The sequence below is a fragment of the Halosimplex rarum genome (genome assembly GCF_047715405.1).
In the GTDB taxonomy this organism is placed as follows: domain Archaea; phylum Halobacteriota; class Halobacteria; order Halobacteriales; family Haloarculaceae; genus Halosimplex; species Halosimplex rarum.
Genome location: NZ_CP180412.1, coordinates 1,001,322 through 1,021,205, shown reverse-complemented (window position 1 = coordinate 1,021,205; position 19,884 = coordinate 1,001,322). Strand labels below are relative to the sequence as shown.

At 68.2% G+C, this 19,884-nt stretch carries 16 protein-coding genes; 7 read left to right on the top strand and 9 right to left on the bottom strand.

Annotated features, from left to right (window positions below; genetic code table 11):
- Positions 1 to 406: 406 nt before the first annotated feature.
- Entirely contained in the window at positions 407 to 1,246 is an 840-nt protein-coding gene (locus ACMGFH_RS05010; RefSeq protein WP_415381704.1) for a lysostaphin resistance A-like protein, read from the top strand.
- 1 nt (position 1,247) lies between these two features.
- On the opposite strand, the gene ACMGFH_RS05005 is transcribed toward ACMGFH_RS05010, so the two are convergent.
- Together ACMGFH_RS05005 and ACMGFH_RS05000 are read right to left on the bottom strand one after the other, a co-directional pair.
- A complete protein-coding gene (locus tag ACMGFH_RS05005; RefSeq protein ID WP_415381703.1) occupies positions 1,248 to 1,643 on the bottom strand; it encodes a hypothetical protein in 396 nt (131 codons plus the stop codon).
- Positions 1,644 to 1,680: 37 nt separating this feature from the next.
- Positions 1,681 to 2,313 carry a hypothetical protein gene (locus ACMGFH_RS05000; RefSeq protein ID WP_415381701.1) on the bottom strand — a complete coding sequence of 211 codons (633 nt, stop codon included), beginning with the start codon at positions 2,311 to 2,313 and terminating at the stop codon, positions 1,681 to 1,683.
- A gap of 689 nt (positions 2,314 to 3,002) precedes the next feature.
- On the opposite strand from ACMGFH_RS05000, the gene ACMGFH_RS04995 reads away from it, so the two are divergent.
- Positions 3,003 to 4,622, top strand: a complete 1,620-nt coding sequence (locus tag ACMGFH_RS04995) for a GMC family oxidoreductase (RefSeq protein WP_415381700.1) — start codon at positions 3,003 to 3,005, stop codon at positions 4,620 to 4,622.
- Positions 4,623 to 4,639: 17 nt separating this feature from the next.
- On the opposite strand, the gene ACMGFH_RS04990 is transcribed toward ACMGFH_RS04995, so the two are convergent.
- The gene (locus tag ACMGFH_RS04990; protein WP_415381698.1) at positions 4,640 to 5,095 is read right to left on the bottom strand and encodes a CopD family protein; all 456 of its coding nucleotides are present in this window, start codon (positions 5,093 to 5,095) and stop codon (positions 4,640 to 4,642) included.
- Between the two features lie 152 nt (positions 5,096 to 5,247).
- On the opposite strand from ACMGFH_RS04990, the gene hisC reads away from it, so the two are divergent.
- The 4 genes from hisC to ACMGFH_RS04970 all read left to right on the top strand — a co-directional run bounded on the left by hisC (position 5,248) and on the right by ACMGFH_RS04970 (position 8,633).
- A complete protein-coding gene (gene hisC / locus ACMGFH_RS04985; protein WP_415381697.1) occupies positions 5,248 to 6,330 on the top strand; it encodes a histidinol-phosphate transaminase in 1,083 nt (360 codons plus the stop codon).
- A gap of 55 nt (positions 6,331 to 6,385) precedes the next feature.
- The gene (locus ACMGFH_RS04980) at positions 6,386 to 6,913 is read left to right on the top strand and encodes an adenylate kinase family protein (RefSeq protein ID WP_415381696.1); all 528 of its coding nucleotides are present in this window, start codon (positions 6,386 to 6,388) and stop codon (positions 6,911 to 6,913) included.
- A gap of 10 nt (positions 6,914 to 6,923) precedes the next feature.
- Positions 6,924 to 7,532, top strand: coding sequence for a CDP-alcohol phosphatidyltransferase family protein (locus ACMGFH_RS04975; RefSeq protein ID WP_415381695.1), 609 nt, complete (start codon positions 6,924 to 6,926; stop codon positions 7,530 to 7,532).
- Between the two features lie 528 nt (positions 7,533 to 8,060).
- Positions 8,061 to 8,633 (top strand): helix-hairpin-helix domain-containing protein, encoded by a 573-nt coding sequence (locus tag ACMGFH_RS04970; protein ID WP_415381694.1) that lies wholly within the window; start codon positions 8,061 to 8,063, stop codon positions 8,631 to 8,633.
- A 3-nt stretch (positions 8,634 to 8,636) separates the two neighbouring features.
- Here ACMGFH_RS04970 and ACMGFH_RS04965 read toward each other — a convergent pair whose 3' ends face one another.
- The 5 genes from ACMGFH_RS04965 to ACMGFH_RS04945 all read right to left on the bottom strand — a co-directional run bounded on the left by ACMGFH_RS04965 (position 8,637) and on the right by ACMGFH_RS04945 (position 14,392).
- The gene (locus ACMGFH_RS04965; protein WP_415381693.1) at positions 8,637 to 9,419 is read right to left on the bottom strand and encodes an SAM hydrolase/SAM-dependent halogenase family protein; all 783 of its coding nucleotides are present in this window, start codon (positions 9,417 to 9,419) and stop codon (positions 8,637 to 8,639) included.
- A 93-nt stretch (positions 9,420 to 9,512) separates the two neighbouring features.
- On the bottom strand, positions 9,513 to 10,541 hold the full coding sequence (locus ACMGFH_RS04960) for an ABC transporter ATP-binding protein (protein ID WP_415381692.1): 1,029 nt from the start codon (positions 10,539 to 10,541) through the stop codon (positions 9,513 to 9,515).
- On the bottom strand, positions 10,534 to 12,276 hold the full coding sequence (locus tag ACMGFH_RS04955; protein WP_415381691.1) for an ABC transporter permease: 1,743 nt from the start codon (positions 12,274 to 12,276) through the stop codon (positions 10,534 to 10,536). The genes ACMGFH_RS04960 and ACMGFH_RS04955 overlap by 8 nt, the downstream gene beginning before the upstream one ends.
- Before the next feature lie 4 nt (positions 12,277 to 12,280).
- Positions 12,281 to 13,462: a thiamine ABC transporter substrate-binding protein gene (locus ACMGFH_RS04950; protein ID WP_415381690.1), complete on the bottom strand. Its 1,182-nt coding sequence runs from the start codon at positions 13,460 to 13,462 to the stop codon at positions 12,281 to 12,283.
- Positions 13,463 to 13,591: 129 nt separating this feature from the next.
- Positions 13,592 to 14,392: a helix-turn-helix transcriptional regulator gene (locus tag ACMGFH_RS04945; RefSeq protein ID WP_415381689.1), complete on the bottom strand. Its 801-nt coding sequence runs from the start codon at positions 14,390 to 14,392 to the stop codon at positions 13,592 to 13,594.
- Between the two features lie 238 nt (positions 14,393 to 14,630).
- Between ACMGFH_RS04945 and ACMGFH_RS04940 the strand changes: the two genes are divergently transcribed.
- On the top strand, positions 14,631 to 18,932 hold the full coding sequence (locus tag ACMGFH_RS04940) for an Ig-like domain-containing protein (protein WP_415381688.1): 4,302 nt from the start codon (positions 14,631 to 14,633) through the stop codon (positions 18,930 to 18,932).
- A gap of 69 nt (positions 18,933 to 19,001) precedes the next feature.
- Here the strand turns inward: ACMGFH_RS04940 and ACMGFH_RS04935 are convergent, their stop codons facing one another.
- Complete coding sequence (locus ACMGFH_RS04935; RefSeq protein WP_415381687.1) at positions 19,002 to 19,880, bottom strand: aldo/keto reductase; 879 nt, start codon at positions 19,878 to 19,880, stop codon at positions 19,002 to 19,004.
- Positions 19,881 to 19,884: the final 4 nt, after the last annotated feature.

Here is a 19,884-nt window from a genome sequence, read left to right as displayed (position 1 = left end):
CCGACGTGCTCCGACGACCACCGTCCGCTACGGCTCTGGTCGCCGACGCGTCGGTTTTCCCGGTGGTTCCCAGTTCCGGATGACAGTTCCGGCAGACCCAGACGACCGTCCGGTGAGTCATCGTCTCCGTGCGCTCGCGTCGCCTCCATACGTGGAACACGTCGTCGCCGCAGTGGTCACATTCTACCATCGTACTACTATGTGTGGCAAGCGTTCACATATACCTTGCCCTAAACGTGAGTTTACGTATCGGGATAGCGTAAAAGGACCTAATACACCATCCCGGTGTCTGCCTGTTCCGATTCGCAGGCCGGGAATCAGTCGGTCCGTCCCGGCGATCGCGGTGACACGCGCGGCCTCGCGGTCGAGGGAACGGCTTTTCAGGCAGTCGGGCCAATCGGCGGGTATGTCAACGAGAGAATGGTCCCCGCTGCGGGCGGCTGTCGCGCTGGTGTCCGCCGTCGGTCTCGGCGCCGGGGGCTTGCTGCTCGGATTCGCACTGGTGACTCTCACGCTCGCCGTGTTGGTGGTGGGGTTGGGTCTCGAACTGCCAGACACTGCACAGATCGTCCTCAGCCTCGTCTTCGTCCAGGGCGTAGGCTGTGCCGGCGTCGCGTTCGCATATCTCAAGCTCAGACCGATCGTCGCCCCGAAGATCCGGTCCCTCCTGGGATTCGACGGCGTTCCCGGCCCGTTCGACATCGACGCCGCGGTGCCCTCGCTCCGACAGGTAGCGATCGTCGTCGGCGGCTACGTCCTCGCCCTCGGTGGCGCCTTCGCCGGGTCGATTCTCATCACGCTCCTGCAGGTCGACACCGGGACCAACCAGGCCGCCGAGATGGGGATGGAGAACCCCGCCATCCTCCTCATCCTCATCCCCGCCTCGATACTGATCATCGGTCCCGGCGAGGAACTGCTCTTCCGCGGGGTCGTCCAGGGGCGCCTCCGCGAGGTGTTCGGACCGGTTTCCGGCGTGCTCATTCCGAGCGCCGTCTTCGCCGGGCTCCACTGGTTCGCCCTCAGCGGCGGATCCCCGACTGGCAACCTCGTCGCGCTCGGCATCCTCGTCGGTCCCGCGCTCGTCTTCGGCGCGGCGTACGAGGTGACGGACAACATCGTCGTCCCCGCGCTGATCCACGGCATCTACAACGCGACGTTGTTCTCGCTGCTGTACGTCGTTGTCGCTTTCAGCGACCAGCTCCCCGACCCGCAGAACTCGACCGCCGCGGTGCTGGCCCTGTTCTGACTCAGAGCAGCGAGATCACGTCGAACGCGATCGGATAGACCCCGAGAACGAGCGCGCTGATCACGCCCATCAACCCGCCCGCCTCGTCCGTGCTCTCGGCTATCCGGCCCGTGTACGTCGCGTACGCCGAATAGAACCCGAGAGGCGTCAACAGCAGCGTGGCGATCCGGCCGTACGGGCTCGCCAGTTCCCCCGCGGTCGCGATAGCGTATCCGAGGATAGCGAAGAAGGCAGCGGTCAGGAGGAAAAACGCCGCCGTCTCGAAGTACGGTTCGGGCGTCTCCTCCTCGCCCTCCCGCGGCGGCGGTTCGTAGTGCCGGAGCGTGACGACGGCGACCGCCGTCGCACCCGCAAGGGAGACGAGCACGATGAGGGCAGTCTCGGCGACGACAGGCATTGCTACGGGGTTTGTCAGGGGGTCCCTTAACGGTGGGTCACTTCGTGGGCTGGGGCTCGTTTCGGTGACCGGCCATCACGTGCTCGGTGATGATCTGATTGTCGTTCCGCAGCCGCTCGCCGAGTTCCCGCTTTCCAAGAGCCCCGAACAGGACCGGGACGAGCGTGAGGGTGAGTCGATACCACCAGATCACCGGCCGCACGAAATATCCGGACAGCGGAACTGACGACGTCGCTTTCCCCATACTGTACGCGAGTTCTCGACGTTCTTCGGCCCCGTATACGGGGTCGTGTTCGTGCTCGGTAGGCTCGGAACGCCCGTGTGAACCACCGGAGTCCGCGTCCCCCTGTGACGGCGCCGGTGTCTGCTCCTGGTCGGCCTCGTCCGTCGCCCGTTCCACGTCGGTTCCTACCTGGGAACCCGAACTGTGAGCAGCTCCTTCGACTATCACCTTCGTCTCCGGGTTCAACCGCGAGTAAATCAGGTACGCGACATTTCCACCCCCGAACGTCCACCAGATCGTGAGGGCTGCAATTATCACGTGATTCCGAATCGATCCGTTCGTCGTCCTGACCAGCGTCGTTTCCCTCCCATCTGAGTCCGATACGTCCCAGCCGTTCCGTTTATGTTCCGCTAGTATCTTTGATTCGCTATCATCTTCGATATCCATACTGGTTACTATCTTCCCGACATCATATCAAATTTGATATAACTGTAGCTGAGAATGGGTAACTGGTAAGCAACCTGCAACCGCTGTCGGACCCATACCATCGGACGTGTAACTGATGTCGTGATCTCCGACTCACCAGTGAAACTGACAGAGCCATCGCTCTGCCTGAGAGATATCGCCCGGAACACTAACGACCGACATCATCCCTGGCGGCGTGCCGGGTCAGCCGGGAAACCCTCGTGCCGGGCGGGTGGCGCGGTAGCGCCACCGAATGCCGAAGCGGGCGAAGCCCGCTGGGGCGGGTCGCCCGTCAGGGCGACCGAATGCCGAGGCGGTGTGAACCGCCGAGGCGGGAGGCGCCGTCAGGCGCCTCCAGTTGCCGAAGCGGCGTCAGCCGCTCGGCGGATCGGCGCTTACGGCGCCACTCGTGTGTCGCGTGCCCGGGTTCGCCGCACTGTCATCGCTCCCATCCGGGTACGCTCGGGCGGGGACTAAAGGCACGCACTCTCTCTACCCGCCGCGGACGATTAAACACTCCGCACCGCCGCTCGTGCACGCGCCCGACTGTCATGACAAGCCATAAGTTTAGGTTCGCCTAATTCGAGGGCAATGACCTGGCGTCGGGCCGGCGTCGAACACGGGACTCCGCCCGAGAGCGGTCGCTGTGGCGCGACCGGAGGTGACACGCCGTGAGTTCGGCAGACCCCGCTGGCGACGAACGAGACCGGACGCCGAGTGAACGAGTCGACGTCTGCATCGTCGGCGCGGGGCCGGCGGGTGCGCTGGTCGCGAATCGGTTGGCCGACCGCGAGCACGAGGTCGTCGTCCTCGAAGCGGGACCGCGGTTCGACTTCGACAGTCGGCGCGAACGGATGGAACGGGCGATTCGACCAGCCCACGGCCCGCACTCCGTCTGGGAGATGGGCGGCGAGCGCGATGCCTTCAGCGCGAGCGGCGAGCTGTTCTACCCGCTGAACGCCATGCGGGTGAAAGGCGTCGGCGGGTCGACGCTCCACTGGCAGGGGATGGTGATGCGCCTCCACGAGTCCGACTTCGAGCGGCGCTCGCGCGACGGCGTCGCCGCCGACTGGCCGATCGACTACGCGGACCTCCGGCCCTACTACGCCGAGGCGGAGTCCGCAATCGGCGTCGCTGGGGCGTCGGACAACCCCTTCGCGCCGCCGCGCGAGGAACCCCATCCCATGCCCGCCTTCCGGCCCTCCTACAGCGACTCGCTGTTCGCCGAGGCCTGCGAGGAACTGGGGATCGCCATGCACTCGGTCCCAAACGCCCGGAACTCGGAGGGCTACGACGGCCGCGGCGAGTGCGTCGGCTACGGGACTTGCGACCCGGTCTGTCCCTCGGGCGCGAAGTACAGCGCCGACCACACGGTCGCTGCCGCCGAGGAATCGGGCGCGCGAGTTCTCGACCGCGTGCCCGTCCAGCGCCTCGAAACCGATCGCAGTGGCGAGCGCGTCGAGGCGGCCGTCTACGCGACACCCGACGGAGTCGAACACCGCCAGGAGGCGCGGCAGTTCGTCCTCGCGGCCGGCGGGATCGAGATCCCGCGACTGCTGCTCCTGTCGAAATCGGAGACCCATCCCGACGGCCTCGCCAACTCCAGCGGGCTCATCGGCCGGTACTTCATGGAGCACCTCTTTGCCGGGACGGGCGGGACGCTGGACGAACCCACGCGGCAGAACCACGTCGGCTTCATGACGAGTGAGTGCCACCAGTTCTACGACAACGACTTCGACGGCGTCGGCCCGATGAAGCTGGAGTTCCTCAACTACGCCGGCCCCTCGCCCGTGGAACAGGCGCTCACTGTCGACGAGTGGGGCGACGATCTGCTCGAATCGCTGCGGGCGGACTACGGGACCCACGTCGCGATGGGCGGGCTCGTGGGGCAGTTACCCCGAAAGTCGAACCGGATCGCGCTCGACCCGTCGACGACGGACCCTCACGGCAACCCGGTCCCGGACGTGCAGTGGTCGCTGGACGACCGAACGCGGCGCACCCTCGCCAAGGCGAACGAGATTCAGGGCCGCATGCTGGACGAACTGGACGTCGACGTCGGGTGGACGGTCGGCCCCGACAACACCGGGCCAGCGGCCCATCACATGGGGACGACGCGGATGGGGACCGACCCCGAATCGAGCGTCGTGAACCCGCGACTGCGGACCCACGACGTGGACAACCTCTCCGTCGCTTCCTCCAGCGTCTTCGTCACGAGCGGTGCGATGAACCCGACGCTCACTATCGCGGCGCTGGCGCTGAAGGCGGCCGACCACCTCGACGAAGACCTCTGAGAGGGCGGAGACCTGCCTCAGGTGTAGCCGCCAGCGAGCAGTCCCCCGACGACAAGGAGCAGTGCGGCGACGACCGACGCGGCCAGGAAGAACGGGCGAGCGTCGCGGGCCGGCTGGCGGACCTTCTTCTGGTCGAACCCGTCCGCGAGCTTGCTCGACCCGACCTCGACGAGACCGGCGAGCGCGAGCCACAGCGCGACCATCGTCAGCACGAGGTGCCCGCGTGGCTGGCCCGTCAGCCGCTCGACGGTGTAGAGCTGTCCGGCCATGTGTCCGCCGGAGGCGAAGAGGACGAGCGCGCTCGCCCGAGAGATCCACCGCAGGCGCTCGACGACGAACCGCAGCGGTTTCGCGTTCGCGGTACCGTCGCGTGCCGTCGGCCACACCCCGAGCGTCACGAAGATCACGCTACCGGCCCACACCCCGGCGAACACGAGGTGGAGCACGTACATCGCGAAGTCCAGTGCTGACATGTCCGACCGCGAGGACGCGACCACCTTGAACGTACCCACTTCGCGCCGGAGCGGTCCGCGTCGACGGTGTCGCTCGCCGAGTGTCCGGAGTCCCTGTGAACGGCTCACGGCGTGTGAGCACGCTTAAGGCCCGCGGCGCGTTTTTCACGGGTATGGAACCACGGGACCTCTCCGCCCACGCCGTCTACCGCGCCGGGAGAGGGATAGAGGAGGTCGCCCGCGAGCGAGGGCTCGACCCGGACGACCTCGTCAAACTCTCCTCGAACGAGAACCCCTTCGGCGCCAGCCCGAAGGCGGCCGACGCCGTCCGCGAGCACGCCGACCGCGTCGCGAGCTATCCGAAGACCTCCCACACCGACCTCACGGCGAAGATCGCCGACCGCCACGGGGTCGACGACGAGCAGATCTGGCTGACGCCGAGCGGCGACACCGCGCTCGACTACCTCGCTCGGGCGTTCATCGACCCCGGCCAGCGCGTCCTCGTCCCGAAACCCGGCTTCGCCTACTACCCGATGTCGGCCCGCTACCACCACGGGGAGGTCGACGAGTACCGACTGGCGAAGGACGACGACTTCGCGCAGACGCCGGAGAGCGTCCTCTCGGCCTACGACGGCCACCGCATCGTCTACGTCACGAGCCCGCACAACCCGACGGGTTCGGAGATGAGCCTGGACGACGTGCGCACCGTCGCCGAGGAGACCGACGACCAGACGCTCGTGGTCTACGACGAGGCGTACATCCACTTCACCGAGTCGCCGTCGGCCGTCGATCTGGTCGAGGAACGCGACGACGTGGCCGTCGTGCGGACGTTCTCGAAGGCCTACGGCCTCGCCGGGATGCGCCTCGGTTACGCCGTCACGCCGAAGTCGTGGGCCGACGCCTACGCCCGCGTGAACACGCCCTTCAGCGTGACCGAACTGACCTGTCGTGCCGGCCTCGCGGCGCTCGACGACGACGAACACGTCGAGAAGACCGTCGAGACGGCCAGGTGGGCCCGCGAGTACATGCACGAGAATCTGGACGCCGAGACCTGGGAGAGCGGCGGTAACTTCGTTCTCGTCGAGGTCGGCGACGCGAGCGCCGTGGCCGACGCAGCCCAGAACCGGGGCGTCATCGTCCGGGACTGCTCCAGTTTCGGCCTGCCCGAGTGCATCCGGATCACCTGCGGGACGCGAGAACAGACGCGTCGCGCCGTCGAGACCGTCAACGAGGTCGTCGCGGAGGTCTCGGCCTGATGGCGGTGGCGAGTGCCGCGGGTGCGGCGCGCGCGCCGACCGCGGAGGTCGCCTGATGCGGGTCGCCGTCACCGGCACGCCCGGGACGGGCAAGACGACGGCCGTCGAGCTGCTCGCGGCCGAAGCCGACGGCCCCGCTGCTGACCTCGACGTACTCCACCTCAACGACGTGATCCACGAGGAAGACTTCGTCGTCGAACACGACGAGGAGCGCGACTCGGCCGTCGCCGATCTGGACGCCCTCGCCGACTACCTCGCCGACCGCGACGACGTGCTCTTCGAGTCACACCTCGCGCACCATTTCGACGCCGATCGTGTGGTCGTCCTGCGCTGTCACCCCGAAGAGCTGGAACGGCGGCTCACGGACCGCGGCGAACCCACGGCGAAGGCCACCGAGAACGCCGAGTCGGAGGCGCTGGACGTGATCCTCTCGGAGGCCGTCGAGCGCAACGGCGAGGAGAGCGTCTACGAGATAGACGCGACGGACCTGGACCCCGAGGCAGTCGCGGCGGAAATCGAGGCGGTCGTCGCGGGCGAGCGGGAGCCACAGGTCGGTACTGTTTCGTTCCTCGACTATCTATGACCACCCCCAGATGACCCTGGACAGGTTCCGCCCCGCGGTGAAAGGCGCCCTCGCGCCGTCGGTGACCCTCGCCAAGCGCGTCGGTCTGACGCCCAACGGCGTGAGCGTCATCGCCCTCGTTCTCGCGGTCGTCGGCGCGGCCGCCTTCGCGCTCGCGCCCCGGCGCGACCCGCTGCTGTACGTCGGCGGCGCCGTCGCCGTCGCGCTCAACGGCTGGCTCGACCTGGTCGACGGCGAGCTCGCCCGCGATCTCGGGACGGGGAGCGCCGCCGGCGACCTGTTGGACCACGTCATCGACCGCTACGCCGACATCGTCATCATCGCCGGCCTCGCCGCCGGGCTGGAAGCCTACGCCATCGGACTCGCCGCCGTGACCGGCGTGCTGATGACCTCCTACCTCGGGACGCAGGCCCAGGCCGTCGGCCTCGACCGCGTCTACGGCGGCCTCGTCGGCCGCGCGGACCGCCTGGCGCTGGTCGTCGCCGTCGGCGTCGTCGCCGGCTTCGTCACGCAGTCGTTCTCGGGGCTGACCGTCGTCGGCTGGCTGCTCGTCTTCTTCGCCGTCGTCGGTCACTTCACCGCGCTCCAGCGGTTCTACTACGCGATGAAGGCGCTCTGAGTGGAACATCGCTGATCTGGATCGCTCGTCACAGTAGAACTGAACGACGGTTTTGTTCAGTATAGCCTGCGAACTGAGTAGTTGTTACTATGGATCGAGTCATGGAATGAAGGTAGATGAGCGCGACTGCAGCGGACAGCATGCGTTGAAAGCCCTCGGCGCGCTCGCGGTCGCTGAGCGAGATATCCTCGCTTCGCTCGGATAGTGCCCGCTCAGGCGACTAAACTGAACGCGAGCACGCCTCGCCCTTTCATTCCGCCAGGAAGACAGCACCTCCACCGCACAGCACCGCGCCTCACACCTCCCCAGCCGATTCGCTCAGTCGCGTCCGCTCCTTCGCTCATCCCTCGCACGGCTTCGTCTCGCGGCCTCGCTGTCGCTCGGCACGCTCGACAGCGCGCGCCACCGCGATTGTTCACTCTACGGGCTGTACTGAGCATCGAAACGACAGGCCCAAATCGCCTGAAGACGTGGTAATTGTACGGAGCGCGTGCCGCCGTGAAACAACCAGGCACGACTTCGCACACCATGTCAGACGCACACCTCGATCCATCGAGAACCAACAGGATCGGCACGCAGATCGGACTCGTCCTCGAAGACCAGCGGACCGCCGAGTTGCGGCAGGTCATCTACACCGACGAGCAGGTCGTCCTCCTCCGGGACGAATCGGGCGGGACCACGCTCGTCAGGCGCGGCAGCTTCGACGCCGAGCTCGGAACGCGCTACCGGCCGCGCCCCGGCGCGGAGATGCCGAGCGACGCCGGGCAGTACGAGCGGCTCCGCGAGCGCCTCGCCGCCTACGAGCGCGAGGACGGGCGGAAAGCCAAACACAAGGCCGACGCGCTCCGCGACGCGCTCGACATCCTCTCCGGCGCGGAGGCCGACGAGTCGGAGGAGGCCGACGACGAGGACGACGCAGACAGCGAGACCGAAGTCCCGTTCGAGGAGGTCGCCGGCATCGGCCCGACCACCGCCGGAAAGCTCCGGACCGCGGGCTACGTCACCGAGCGCGACGTGCGCGCGGCGAGCGACGACGAGTTGCTCTCGGTCGCCGGGATCGGCCAAGAGAACCTCGAAAACCTCCGGGAGTTCGTCGACTGAGACTCACCACTCCAGGCGCACGTCGTCGCCGACGTCGAGACCGAAGGCGTCGTCGCCGCGGCCCTGATTGACCGCGAACTCGACGTTCCCGTGGCTGCCGACGGTGACGAGCCGCTCCCCGACGTCGAGCGCCGCGTAGGCGTCTCGGACCGGGACCGACTCGCCGCCGACGCGGACGCTATCTCGGTCTGCCACGGTGCCCCCCGGGACGTTCGTGATGACGTTCCCGAATCCGTCGACGACGAGCACCTCGCCGCGTGCCGAGGACTCCGAGACCTCGGGCTCCGGGAAGGTCAGGTCGACCCACTCGTCGGTCCGGGCGCAGCGGTCGATTTCGCCGACCGAGTCGGCGTCGTGGACGTCGGCGGCCGCCGGGGCGAACACGTCCCGCCCGTGGAAGGTGTTGCTCGCCGTCTCGTCGTCGCTGTAGTCGACGTCCCAGACCGTGAAGCCGTCGCTGTCGTCGCTCTCGCCGGTATCGCTCTCACTGGCGAGTTCCCGGGCGACCGGGATCGCGACGCCGTTGTCAGGCGCGACGATCTGGTGGTCGCCGGCCTCGACGACGACCGCCGCCCGGTTCGTCCCGACGCCGGGGTCGACGACGACGCAGTGGGTGGCGGGCGGGAAGTACGGGAGCACCTCGCGGAGCCAGAAGGCCGCCGCTCGCACGTCCTGGCGGGGGAAGTCGTGGGCGATGTCTTCGATCCGCGCGTCGGTGCGCGAGCAGATCACGCCGCGCATCGCCGCGGGGTACGGGCTCGGGAAGTCCGAAGCGAGCGTTATCATACGCTGGTACAGGAGTATTCGTCGGTTAATTCACTCGGTATTGATCCGAGTCGTCGGGTTGGACCACCGGAACGCGGCGGGGGCGCGAATCAGTCACAGCACCCGCGCGTCGGCGGGATCGAAGCCGAGCGTCAGCGACTCGTCGTCGTGGGGCTCTGGGGTCCGGAAGACGACGGTCCGGTCGCCCCAGTCGGCGTAGTAGCGGGTGGTCTCGCCGAGGAACTCCGCCGTGTCGACGGCGACGCCGAACCGGTTCTCGTCGGCGTCGACCACCAGATCCTCCGGGCGGACGCAGAAGGTGAGGTCGTCGGTCGCGAGGTCGCCGTCGTCGACCGTGAACTCGGTCCCGTTCACGGCGACGGTGGTCGCCGCGCCGGTCCGGTCGACGACCTCGCCGCGGAAGAGGTTGTTCTCGCCGACGAACGAGGCGACGAACTCCGTCGCGGGCCGCTCGTACACCTCCCGGGGCGTGCCGACCTGTTCGACCCGGCCGTCGCTCATCACCGCGAGCCGGTCGGAGATGGCGAGCGCCTCCTCCTGGTCGTGGGTGACGTACACCGTCGTCACGTCGAGTTCGGCCTGGATGCGCTTGACCTGCCGGCGGAGCGTCTCGCGGAGGCGGGCATCCAGCGCCGACATCGGCTCGTCGAGCAGGAGGATCTCGGGGGCGGGCGCCAGCGCCCTGGCGAGCGCGACGCGCTGCTGTTGCCCGCCGGAGAGCTGGTCGGGTTCGCGGTCGCCCATCCCCGAGAGGTCCACGAGGTCGAGCAGTTCGGTCACGCGCTCGTCGATGGACGTGCCGTCCGGCGGGTCGGCGAACTTGAGGCCGTAAGCGACGTTCTCGCGGACGCTCATGTGCGGGAAGAGGGCGTAGTTCTGGAAGACGATGCCGACGTCCCGGTCCTCCGTGGGGACGCCGGAGACGTCCACGCCGTCGAAGCGGACGGTGCCGCTCGTCGGGGTTTCGAGGCCCGCGATCGTGCGGAGGGTCGTCGTCTTCCCGCAACCCGACGGGCCGACGAGCGTGAAGAACTCGCCCTCGGCGATGTCGAGGGTGACGCCGTCGAGCGCGACGGTGTCGGCGAAGGATTTGCGAACGTCGTCGAGTTCGAGTCTACCCACCGAAACCACTCCCCTCGCCGAGGCGGTCGATTATCACGAAGCTGACGCCGGTCACGACGAGCAGGACCACGCCCATCGCCGTCGCGGGGCCGAGCCGTCGGCCGATGAACCGCTCGATCGCCACTGGCATGGTGTAACTGGTTCCGCCCGTGGCCAGTATAACCGTCGAATCGAACTCGCCGACGCTGATGGCGAACGCGAAGGCCGTCCCCGCGAGGACGGCCGGCACGACCAGCGGTAGTTCGATGTCGAGCATGACGCGGGCCCGCGACGCGCCCAGCGAGCGAGCCGACTCGACGATGGAGTCGTCGATGCCAGCCAGCGCCGGCGCGACGTTCCGGGTGACGAAGGGATAGGCCCCGACGGCGTGGGCGGCGACGATGGCGAGCGGCCCGGCGACCGTGAACCGGTAGCCGAAGGCCTCGGTGCCGAAGACGAACCCGCGGAGGAGGCCGAGGCCGACCACGACGCCGCTGACGGCGAACGGCGCCATCGCGAGCGTGTCGATCAGCTTCCGTCCGCGGAAGTTACGCGTGCTGACGACGGCGAGGAACACGCCCATCGGGACGGCGAGCAGGAGCGTCCCGCCGCCGAACAGCAGCGAGTTCGTGACGGCGGTCAGCGGCTTGACCTGGAACTCGTAGGCGGTGGCCTGGCGCTCGATCAGGAACCGGTAGTTGCGCAGCGTGAACCCCTCGGGTCCGGTGACGCTCGCGACGACGAGGCTGACGATGGGGACGACGAAGACGACGACCGCGACGAGGGCGTATCCCCACGCGAACAGCCGGCTCTTCGTGACCGAGCCCAAGAGGTCCATCCGCTCGGGCGGGCGGGCCGCGCTCGCGGCGCGCTGGCGGGCCTCGTAGCGCAGGTAGGCGTACGTGAGCGCGAGCGAGAGGAGCATCTCCAGGACCGCCAGCGTCGAGGCGGTCCCGTAGTCGAGCTGGCTGATCCGGTGGTACACCCACACCTCCACCGTCGCGAGGCTGAGCCCGCCCAGCGCGAGGACGATGGCGAACGACATGAACGAGAAGATGAAGGTGAGCAGCGCCCCGGTCAGGATTGCCGGGAGCAGTTGCGGGACGATCACGTCGCGGAACGCGCGCAGCGGCGAGGCGCCCAGCGATCGGGCGGTCTCGGTCATCTCCGCGTCGACGCCCTCCCAGGCGGCGGCCGTGATCCGGGCGATCAGCGGCGCGTCGTAGAACGCGTGGGCGAGGACGATGATCGCGAGCGTCCCGCGCAGGTTGAACGTCGGGAGCCCGACGGCCCCGAGCGCGACGTTGAGGACGCCGTTCTTCCCGAAGGTGGCGACGAATCCGATAGCGACGAGAATCGTCGGCATCACGAACGGCAGCGCCGTCAGCGAGCGGATCGTCTTTCGCCCGGGGAACTCGAACCGCGCGAGGACGTACGCGCCGGGCAGCCCGAGCAGGACGCTCGCGATCGTCGAGAGCAGCGCTTGGTACGCGGTGAAGCCGAACAGGCCGAGCCGGTAGTCCGGGAACGAGCGCACGAGGACCGCGGGGTCGGAGAACACCTGCGTGAACACGCCGAAGTAGAACTCGTCGGCGAGGACGTCGGCGAACGTCGCCAGCGAGTAGACGCCGTCGATCCGCACGGACTCGACGAGGACGATCCCGACCGGGTAGAAGAAGACGAGTCCGAGGAGCGCGAGCGTCACCACTGCCAGCAGGGGGACGCCGACGCGCTCGACGACCCGGCCGGCGCTCATCGGCTCAGTTGCTGGCTATCTGCTGGGACCAGTCGTTGAGCCACGGCTCGACGTTGCCCATCAGCTCGTCGTAGCCGAAGCTGACGATGGTCTCCGGCTCGTGGACGAGGTCGTCGAAGTCCTTCGGGAGGTCGGCGTTGTCGACTGCCGGGAGCGCGACGTTGCGCTGGGCGATCTCGGCCTGGACGTCCGGCTGGAGCACGAAGTCGATGAACTCCGTCGCCAGCCCCATCTTGTCGGTGCCGGCGAACGGTGCGGCGCCCTCGACGTAGGCGTAGCCTTCACCGTTCGGGAAGCCGACCTGGTGGCGCGCCATGTCCTGGTCGTAGCGGTCGGCGTACACCTGGTCGGTCGAGTACGAGACGACCATCGGCGCCTCGTCGTTCGAGTAGGCGTCGTAGGCGGTCCCCCAGTCTTTGAGGATCTGCGTGCCGTTGTCCATCAACCGACTCCAGTAGTCGAGGTAGCCGTCCTCGCCGAAGTGGTCGATCGTCCAGAAGAGGAACTCCTTCCCGGTCTCGCTGTTCTGCGGGTTCGGGACGAGCAGTCCGTTCTCGTAGGGGTCGCTCGCCAGGTCGTCGAAGGTCTCCGGCGCGCCGACGCCGCGCTCGTCCAGCGCGTTCTGGTTGTAGACGAGGCTGATGTACGAAGCGCCGACCGGGATGGCGCGCTCCTGGGGGTCGAAGCGGTAGTCGTCGACGACGTGGCCCGCGTTCGAGAGCGCGGACGTGTCGACGCTGGTGAACAGCGATTCGCCGTCGCCGGTCCCGCGGTCCGCCTTGACCAGGTTCTCGGGCGTGAGACCCAGGAAGAGGTCGGTGTCGATGGTGACGTTCTGCTGGCGCCGCTGGAGGAAGTAGTCCATGTTGCTCTCCGGCGGGAACCACTTCAGTTCGACGTCGTGTTCGGCCTCGAACTGCTCTTTGAGCCACGGGCCCGGGCTCGAACTCGGCGCGTCGACGAACGAGGGGTACGTCCCCACGCGGAGCACCGGCGTCCCGCCGGACGCGGTCCCGGTGACGGTGCCGTCGGCCGTCCCGGTCGAGTCCGTCGAGCCGTCGCCGCTGTCGGTCGATCCGTCGCTGGTGTCGGTCGCGTCGCCGTCCCCGGTCGGTTCGGCGCTACACCCCGCGATGAGTCCGGCCACTCCCGCACCCGCCGCCTTGACGAAACGTCGTCGGTCCATAACCGAGGAATACAGGCGGCGAATGAAATACCCCGCGATCCGAGACCGGCGGATCCGGACAAATTCGCCCGTTCTGGTGCCTAATCGTGAGAAACAGACAACGAACCGAAACGAACCGCGGAGACCCTCTCACTCGGAGGTGCGCTCGGATGCGATATCGAACTCGATCGGTCGCGCGCCTTCCCGACACTGTTCGTACAGCGTTTCGAGCCAGGAGCGAGCGGTAGCGGAATCGCTTTCGCCGTGGACGGTGGGGAGCCCGGTCGCCGGGTCGTGGCCGACGATAGTGACGCCTTCGTCGTCGATCGCGAACGAAAAGGGAACGGCGTCGTCGTCGGCGACGAGGACGGTGACGGTATCGTCGGCCACCACGTCGGCAAACGCTTCGCCACCGGTGGTCTCGTGGCCTTCGAGCGCGCTCGCGGCGAAGACCCGTTCGATCGAGTCGGTCCCTTCGAGCCGGGGCGTCGCCCCTTCGAGCGCCTGGACGGAGGTCACGCTCGCGAGCGTGCCGCGGGACCGAGTAGTCCCTTCGAGCCGCTCCATCACGCGGTCGACGACGCGGTAGGGATCGGACGCGTCGGCGACGGTCACTCGCGCGTCCGTGAACAGGTGGGCGTGTTCGACGAGGTCTGGATGGTCGACGATGTCGAGCAGCGGTTCGAGGCGGTCGACCGCTTCGACGGCGTCCAGAAAGGCCTCGGTCGCGGCGACCAGCGCCCGACCGTACGGCGTCGTCAGGTACCCTTTGCCGGTCTTTTGCACTAGCCCCCGCTCTTCGAGCGCGACGGTCGCCCGGTAGATCGTCGTCCGGGAGGTGTCGACACGCTCGGTGAGCTGGCGCCTCGTCAACGCCGCCTCCTGACAAGCGGAGAGAACGGTCGCTCGACGGAGGAGCGTGACCGCTTCGTCGGTATCCGACCCGTCCATGCGGCTTCTGACGGGGCAATTATCTTAACCGTTCTCCCCTCGAACCGGCTGTTCGGACGTGAACAGCCTGTTCACGATCGACCTCTCAGTTTACCGATGGCTATAACGGATCTACGGCGAAGACTGCGGCAATGGTAGATCGGCCACGGTCGAACGGGTGGGTGGCCCGCGAGGCTCCGAGGCGGGCGAGCGAACGATTCGCAGACGACTGTCGAGGGTGCTCGGGCGGGTGGGTTCGGTGACGCGAGCGCCCGTTCGGACGCGTGCGCTGTATCTGGTGGTGCTGTTGGGTGTGGCCGCCGCGACGGCGAACGTCGGGTTCGCCGGCGTCGCGGCCGCAGGGAACGCCGCCCCGGTCTGTAGCGACGTGAACTACGCCGGGGACGGGAGCGAAGCCAACCCCTATCAGATAGGGTCCGCGGCACAGCTCCAGTGTCTCGGCGAAAACCACGGCGACGCGGTCGACAGGGCCGACGCGCTGGGCAGCCACTACGAGGTCGTCTCCGACATCGACGCGAGCGGGACCGCCAACTGGAACGGCGGGTCGGGGTTCGACCCGATCGGTGACTCGGCGAACCAGTTCACCGGCACGTTCGACGGGAACGAATACGCGATCTCGGAATTGACCATCGACCGTCCGTCGGAGAACGATGTCGGGGTGTTCAGCTATATCGGGAGTAGCGGGACCGTCGCGAACGTGGCCCTCGAAGACATCGATGTTCACGGAAACGGCGCGTACCCGGACGGCGTAGGTGGCCTCGCCGGGCAGAGCGACGGCTCCCTGATGAATGTCAGCACAAACGGGACGGTCGTCGGGGACAAGTACCGCGTCGGTGGGGTCGTCGGAATCGTCGGGAGTAGCGGTTCGGTGACGAACGCCTCGTCGTCGGCCACCGTCTCCGGATCCGGTATTATGGGTGGTCTCGTGAGCGAGAACGACGGGGTCGTCACTCGGTCGTACGCGACCGGTTCCGTTTCAGGGATGGACTCGGGCGGTCTCGTGGGTTACAACTCGGGCACCGTGACTCGGTCGTACGCGACCGGTTCCGTTTCGGGAGATTACGCAGGCGGTCTCGTGAGCCGGAACAGGGGGACCGTCACTCGGTCGTACGCGACCGGTTCCGTTTCAGGGCCGGAATCGGGCGGTCTCGTGGGTTACAACTTGGACACCGTGACTCGGTCGTACGCGACCGGTTCCGTTTCAGGGATGGACTCGGGCGGTCTCGTGGGTTACAACTTGGACACCGTCACGTCGTCCTACTGGGACACCGAGACCAGTGGGCAGTCGTCGTCAGACGCCGGCACCGGCCTCACCACCGCGGAGATGACCGGCGCCGACGCGGCCGAGAACATGGACCTCGGTTTCGATTCGACGTGGGCGATGACGGAGTCGTACCCGGAATTGCAGTGGGCGCTCCCGTCGGCGAACCTCGACTACTCCGAGCCCGTCGTCTCGCCGACGACGCTCACGCCCGGTGGCGCCGTCGAGGCGGAAGTGACGGTCTCGAACACCGGGGAAGCGGACGCCGAGTACGCGGTGTCGTTCGCGGTCGACGGTACGGTCGTCGCCAGGGAGTACGGCATCGTCCCCGGCGGGAGATCCACAACGATCACGACCACGGAACGGCTGTGGGACGTCGGAGACCACACGGTCTCGGTCTCGGGCGGGGATGCGAGCGTCACGGAGACGGTGACCGTCGAGGACAGGACCGCGCCGACCGCCGACGCCGGCGCGGACCAGACCGTCGATCAGGGCGCGGCGACTACCTTCGACGCGAGCGCCTCCAGCGACAACGTCGGTATCGACGAGTACGAGTGGGACTTCGGCGACGGGAACACGGCGACCGGCCGGACGCCGACACACACCTACGACGACCCCGGAACGTACACCGTCACGCTCACCGCCACCGACGCCGCCGGGAACGCCGACTCCGATACGCTCACCGTCACCGTGGAGGACACTGTCCCGCCCGCGGCACCGTCGGCTCCGGCCCTCGCCCCCGCGAGCGATTCCGGCGAATCGAGCACGGACGGCGTGACCAACGAGACGACGCCGACGATCACGGGAACGGCCGAGGCGAACGCGGTGGTCGAGGTGCGTTCGGACCTGGACGGCACGCTCGGGACGACCACAGCCGACGGCGACGGCGACTGGTCGTTCACCCCGGGAACGGCCCTCTCCGAAGGCGCCCACACGGTCACGGCGCGAGCGACCGACGCCGCGGGGAACACCGGTTCGTTCTCGCCCGGACTGACCGTCGTCGTGGATACGACCCCGCCCGCGACGCCGTCGGTTCCGGGCCTCGCGGCCGCGAGTGATACCGGTGAGTCGAGCACGGACGGCGTGACCAACGAGACGACGCCGACGATCACGGGAACTGCCGGTCCCGGTGAGGCGGTCACCGTGATCTCGTCGATCGACGGGACGCTCGGGACGACCACCGCAGACGGGAGCGGCGACTGGTCGCTCACTCCGGGGACGGCCCTCTCCCAGGGTGCCCACGGGATCGTCGCGCGGGCGGCCGACAGCGCTGGTAACACCGCCGAGTCGTCGCCGACACTCGTCGTCGTGGACTCGACGGCACCGCCACCGCCCGTCCTCGCCCTCACCGATGCGAGCGACACCGGGGCGTCGAACACGGACGGCGTGACCAACGAGACGACGCCGACGCTCTCGGGGACCGCGAGGGCCGGCGCGACCGTCGAGATCGCCTCCGACCGTGACGGGTCGCTCGGGACGGCGACGGTCGACGGGAGCGGCGACTGGTCGTTCACCCCGGGGGCGGCGCTCTCGGAGGGCACACACGGCCTCACCGCGACGATCACCGACGCGGCCGGCAACACCCGCCGGTCGTCGCCACTGAGCGTCACAGTCGATACGACCGCTCCGACGGGTGATGCGGGCGGTGACCGAACCGTCGCGGTCGGGGACGCCGTCACGTTCGACGCGAACGAGTCGAGCGACAACGTCGGCATCGCCGCCTACGAGTGGACGTTCGGTGAGGAGGAGAATGCGACCGGCGAGAACGTGACGCACGCGTTCGCCGAACCGGGGAGGTACTCCGTCGACGTGACCGTGACGGATACGAGCGGCAACCGTGACACCGACACGATCGTCGTCACGGTAACCGACCGGACCGTACCGACCGCCCTCGTCGGGAACGACACGACCGTTCGAGTCGGGGACAGTGTCGCCTTCGACGCGACGAACTCGACGGACGACGTCGGCGTCGCGAGCTACGAGTGGGGCTTCGACGACGGTGCGAACGCGACCGGCGCGACGGCCGCCCACACGTACGACGCGGCAGGCACGTACGCGGTGGCGCTGACGGTGACCGACGCCGCCGGCAATTCCGACTCGGCGGTTCGGAACGTGACCGTGCGATCGAGCCCACAGCCATCGAACCCGACTCCGTCGAACGACGGTGGCAGTGGCGGCGGCACTACCGCTACGGACGCGGATCCCGAACCGACCGTCGTCGTCGACCGGTCCGCGGAGACCGGGAGCGGCCGGGCGACCGTTTCCGTCAGCGACCCCGGTCCCGGGGAGCCCGTCGTCATCGAGTTCGACGACGACGAAATTGGGGGCTCGCCGGGCACGTTCGGTCGGAACGTGTCGGTCTCCCGGTTGACGATGAACGTCACGACCGAGGCGGACTTCTCGCTCGACGTCGCCACCTACGAACGCGCCGAGGCACCGACCGACGAGGCGTCGTTCCATCGGGACACGGGCGCGACGCCCGCGGGGTACGTCGTGGTGAACCACTCGGTGAGCGACGCGGATATCGAGAATGTCACGTTCCGCTTCCGCCTCGGCAAGGCCGCCGTCGAGTCCGCCGGTCTCGACGCCGATGCGGTGGCGCTCTATCGCGACGAAGGCACGCAGTGGCGCGAACTCGACGCCGCGCTCGTCGACGAGACCGACAGGGAGTACGTCTTCGAAGCCACGTCGCCGGGATTGTCGCTGTTCGTCGTCGGCTCGACCGTCCCGGCGTTCGACGTGACGGCCACCGACCGCTCCGCGAGGACGGCCACCGTCGGCGACACCGCGACCGTCACCGCTTCCGTCGAGAACACCGGCGGTGTCTCGGGAACGTACACGGCCGACTTGCTGGCGAACGGCGAGCGCGTCGCGAGCGAGAATCTCTCTGTGGGCGCGTTCGGCGATTCGACCGTCACGTTCGCCCACCGGTTCGACCGGCCGGGGACCTACGAGCTCGCCCTCGAGAACGAAGTCCTCTCCACCGTGACGGTCGACTCGACCGAGCCCGAACCGTCGCCGACTGCGACCCCGTCCGATGCGGGATCCCCGCCACCGGCGACGGTCGAGGAAACGGCCACGGGAGACCGGTCTTCCGGGAGATCCACGGCGACAGCACCCCAACCTACTGCGGAGTCCGCGTCACCAGTGGTCACGGTCAGCGCAGAATCCGCGCGGAAGGACGGCGGCTTCGACGTGCGGTTCCTCGCGGTCGTCGGTGCCCCGTTCGTCCTCGCCGGCTTCGTGCTGTACCGGAGATTCGACGGTTCCGGTCCGTGAGACCCGCCTGTACCTCCCTCGGTCCGCGCGGTCGAGAGAGCCGTCCGCGGCCGGGCCACGCAGTCGCGGTCAGATGTCGACCGTCGGTACGGGCGACTCGTCGGACCGGCGCTCCTCGACCATCGCGGCCCGTTCGTCGTCGTCCATCGGCTCGAAGTCGGCCGCGGCGTCGAGGATGGGGTCGACCAGTCGCGGGTCGCCGGCGTTGGTCAGCGTCGTGACGCCCTCCTGGGCGAGCGTGAAGCGGAGACACCGCCGGAGTTCCGCGGGGTCGTCGTACGGTTCGTACCAGGTATTGTACGGTCGCTCCTCGTCGGCCAGGTCGTCGGGCCACGGCTGTTTCGCGAAGGTCTTGATCGCCAGCACGCCCATCCCCCGCTCGGAGAGTTCGCGCGCGAGCGCCGGGAACTCGTGGGCGGCGTCGTCCTTGGCGGCGACGGTCGCGTTGACGGGGAACATCGCCGTCTCCAGGTCGGGGATGCGCTCGACGGCCTCGCGGATCACGTCCGGGGAGCCGTGGCTCGTCAGGCCGATGTGGTCGACGAGTCCCTCCTCCTGGGCCTCGCGATAGGCTTTCAGGGCGCCGTCGTCGGCGGTGATAGCGTCGACCTCCGAAGACTCGGTGACGGCGTGGAACTGGTAGAGGTCGATGTGGTCGGTCCCGAGCCGGTCGAGCGACTCCTCTAACTTCTCCCAGGCGCCCTCGTAGCTGCGTTCGAGCGTCTTGCAGCCGAGGAACACCTCGTCGCGGCGGTCGGCGAGCGTCGGGGCGAGCTTGACCTCCGCGGTGCCGTACTGGGGCGCCACGTCGACGTGGTTGACGCCGCGGTCGAGGACGTCGTCGGTCAGTTCGTCCGCCTCGTCCTGGTCGAGGAAATCGAGGGCGATGGCGCCGAAGGTGAGGACGCTGCTCTCCTGTCCGGTGTCGCCGAGGGGTCTGGTCTCCATACGC

Coding starts and splice junctions, on each gene's coding strand:
- hisC (WP_415381697.1), top strand. CDS start 5,248: ATGGAACCACGGGACCTCTCCGCCCACGCCGTCTACCGCGCCGGGAGA.
- ACMGFH_RS04980 (WP_415381696.1), top strand. CDS start 6,386: ATGCGGGTCGCCGTCACCGGCACGCCCGGGACGGGCAAGACGACGGCC.
- ACMGFH_RS05005 (WP_415381703.1), bottom strand. CDS start 1,643: ATGCCTGTCGTCGCCGAGACTGCCCTCATCGTGCTCGTCTCCCTTGCG.
- ACMGFH_RS05000 (WP_415381701.1), bottom strand. CDS start 2,313: ATGGATATCGAAGATGATAGCGAATCAAAGATACTAGCGGAACATAAA.
- ACMGFH_RS04970 (WP_415381694.1), top strand. CDS start 8,061: ATGTCAGACGCACACCTCGATCCATCGAGAACCAACAGGATCGGCACG.
- ACMGFH_RS04965 (WP_415381693.1), bottom strand. CDS start 9,419: ATGATAACGCTCGCTTCGGACTTCCCGAGCCCGTACCCCGCGGCGATG.
- ACMGFH_RS04990 (WP_415381698.1), bottom strand. CDS start 5,095: ATGTCAGCACTGGACTTCGCGATGTACGTGCTCCACCTCGTGTTCGCC.
- ACMGFH_RS05010 (WP_415381704.1), top strand. CDS start 407: ATGTCAACGAGAGAATGGTCCCCGCTGCGGGCGGCTGTCGCGCTGGTG.
- ACMGFH_RS04935 (WP_415381687.1), bottom strand. CDS start 19,880: ATGGAGACCAGACCCCTCGGCGACACCGGACAGGAGAGCAGCGTCCTC.
- ACMGFH_RS04950 (WP_415381690.1), bottom strand. CDS start 13,462: ATGGACCGACGACGTTTCGTCAAGGCGGCGGGTGCGGGAGTGGCCGGA.
- ACMGFH_RS04955 (WP_415381691.1), bottom strand. CDS start 12,276: ATGAGCGCCGGCCGGGTCGTCGAGCGCGTCGGCGTCCCCCTGCTGGCA.
- ACMGFH_RS04975 (WP_415381695.1), top strand. CDS start 6,924: ATGACCCTGGACAGGTTCCGCCCCGCGGTGAAAGGCGCCCTCGCGCCG.
- ACMGFH_RS04945 (WP_415381689.1), bottom strand. CDS start 14,392: ATGGACGGGTCGGATACCGACGAAGCGGTCACGCTCCTCCGTCGAGCG.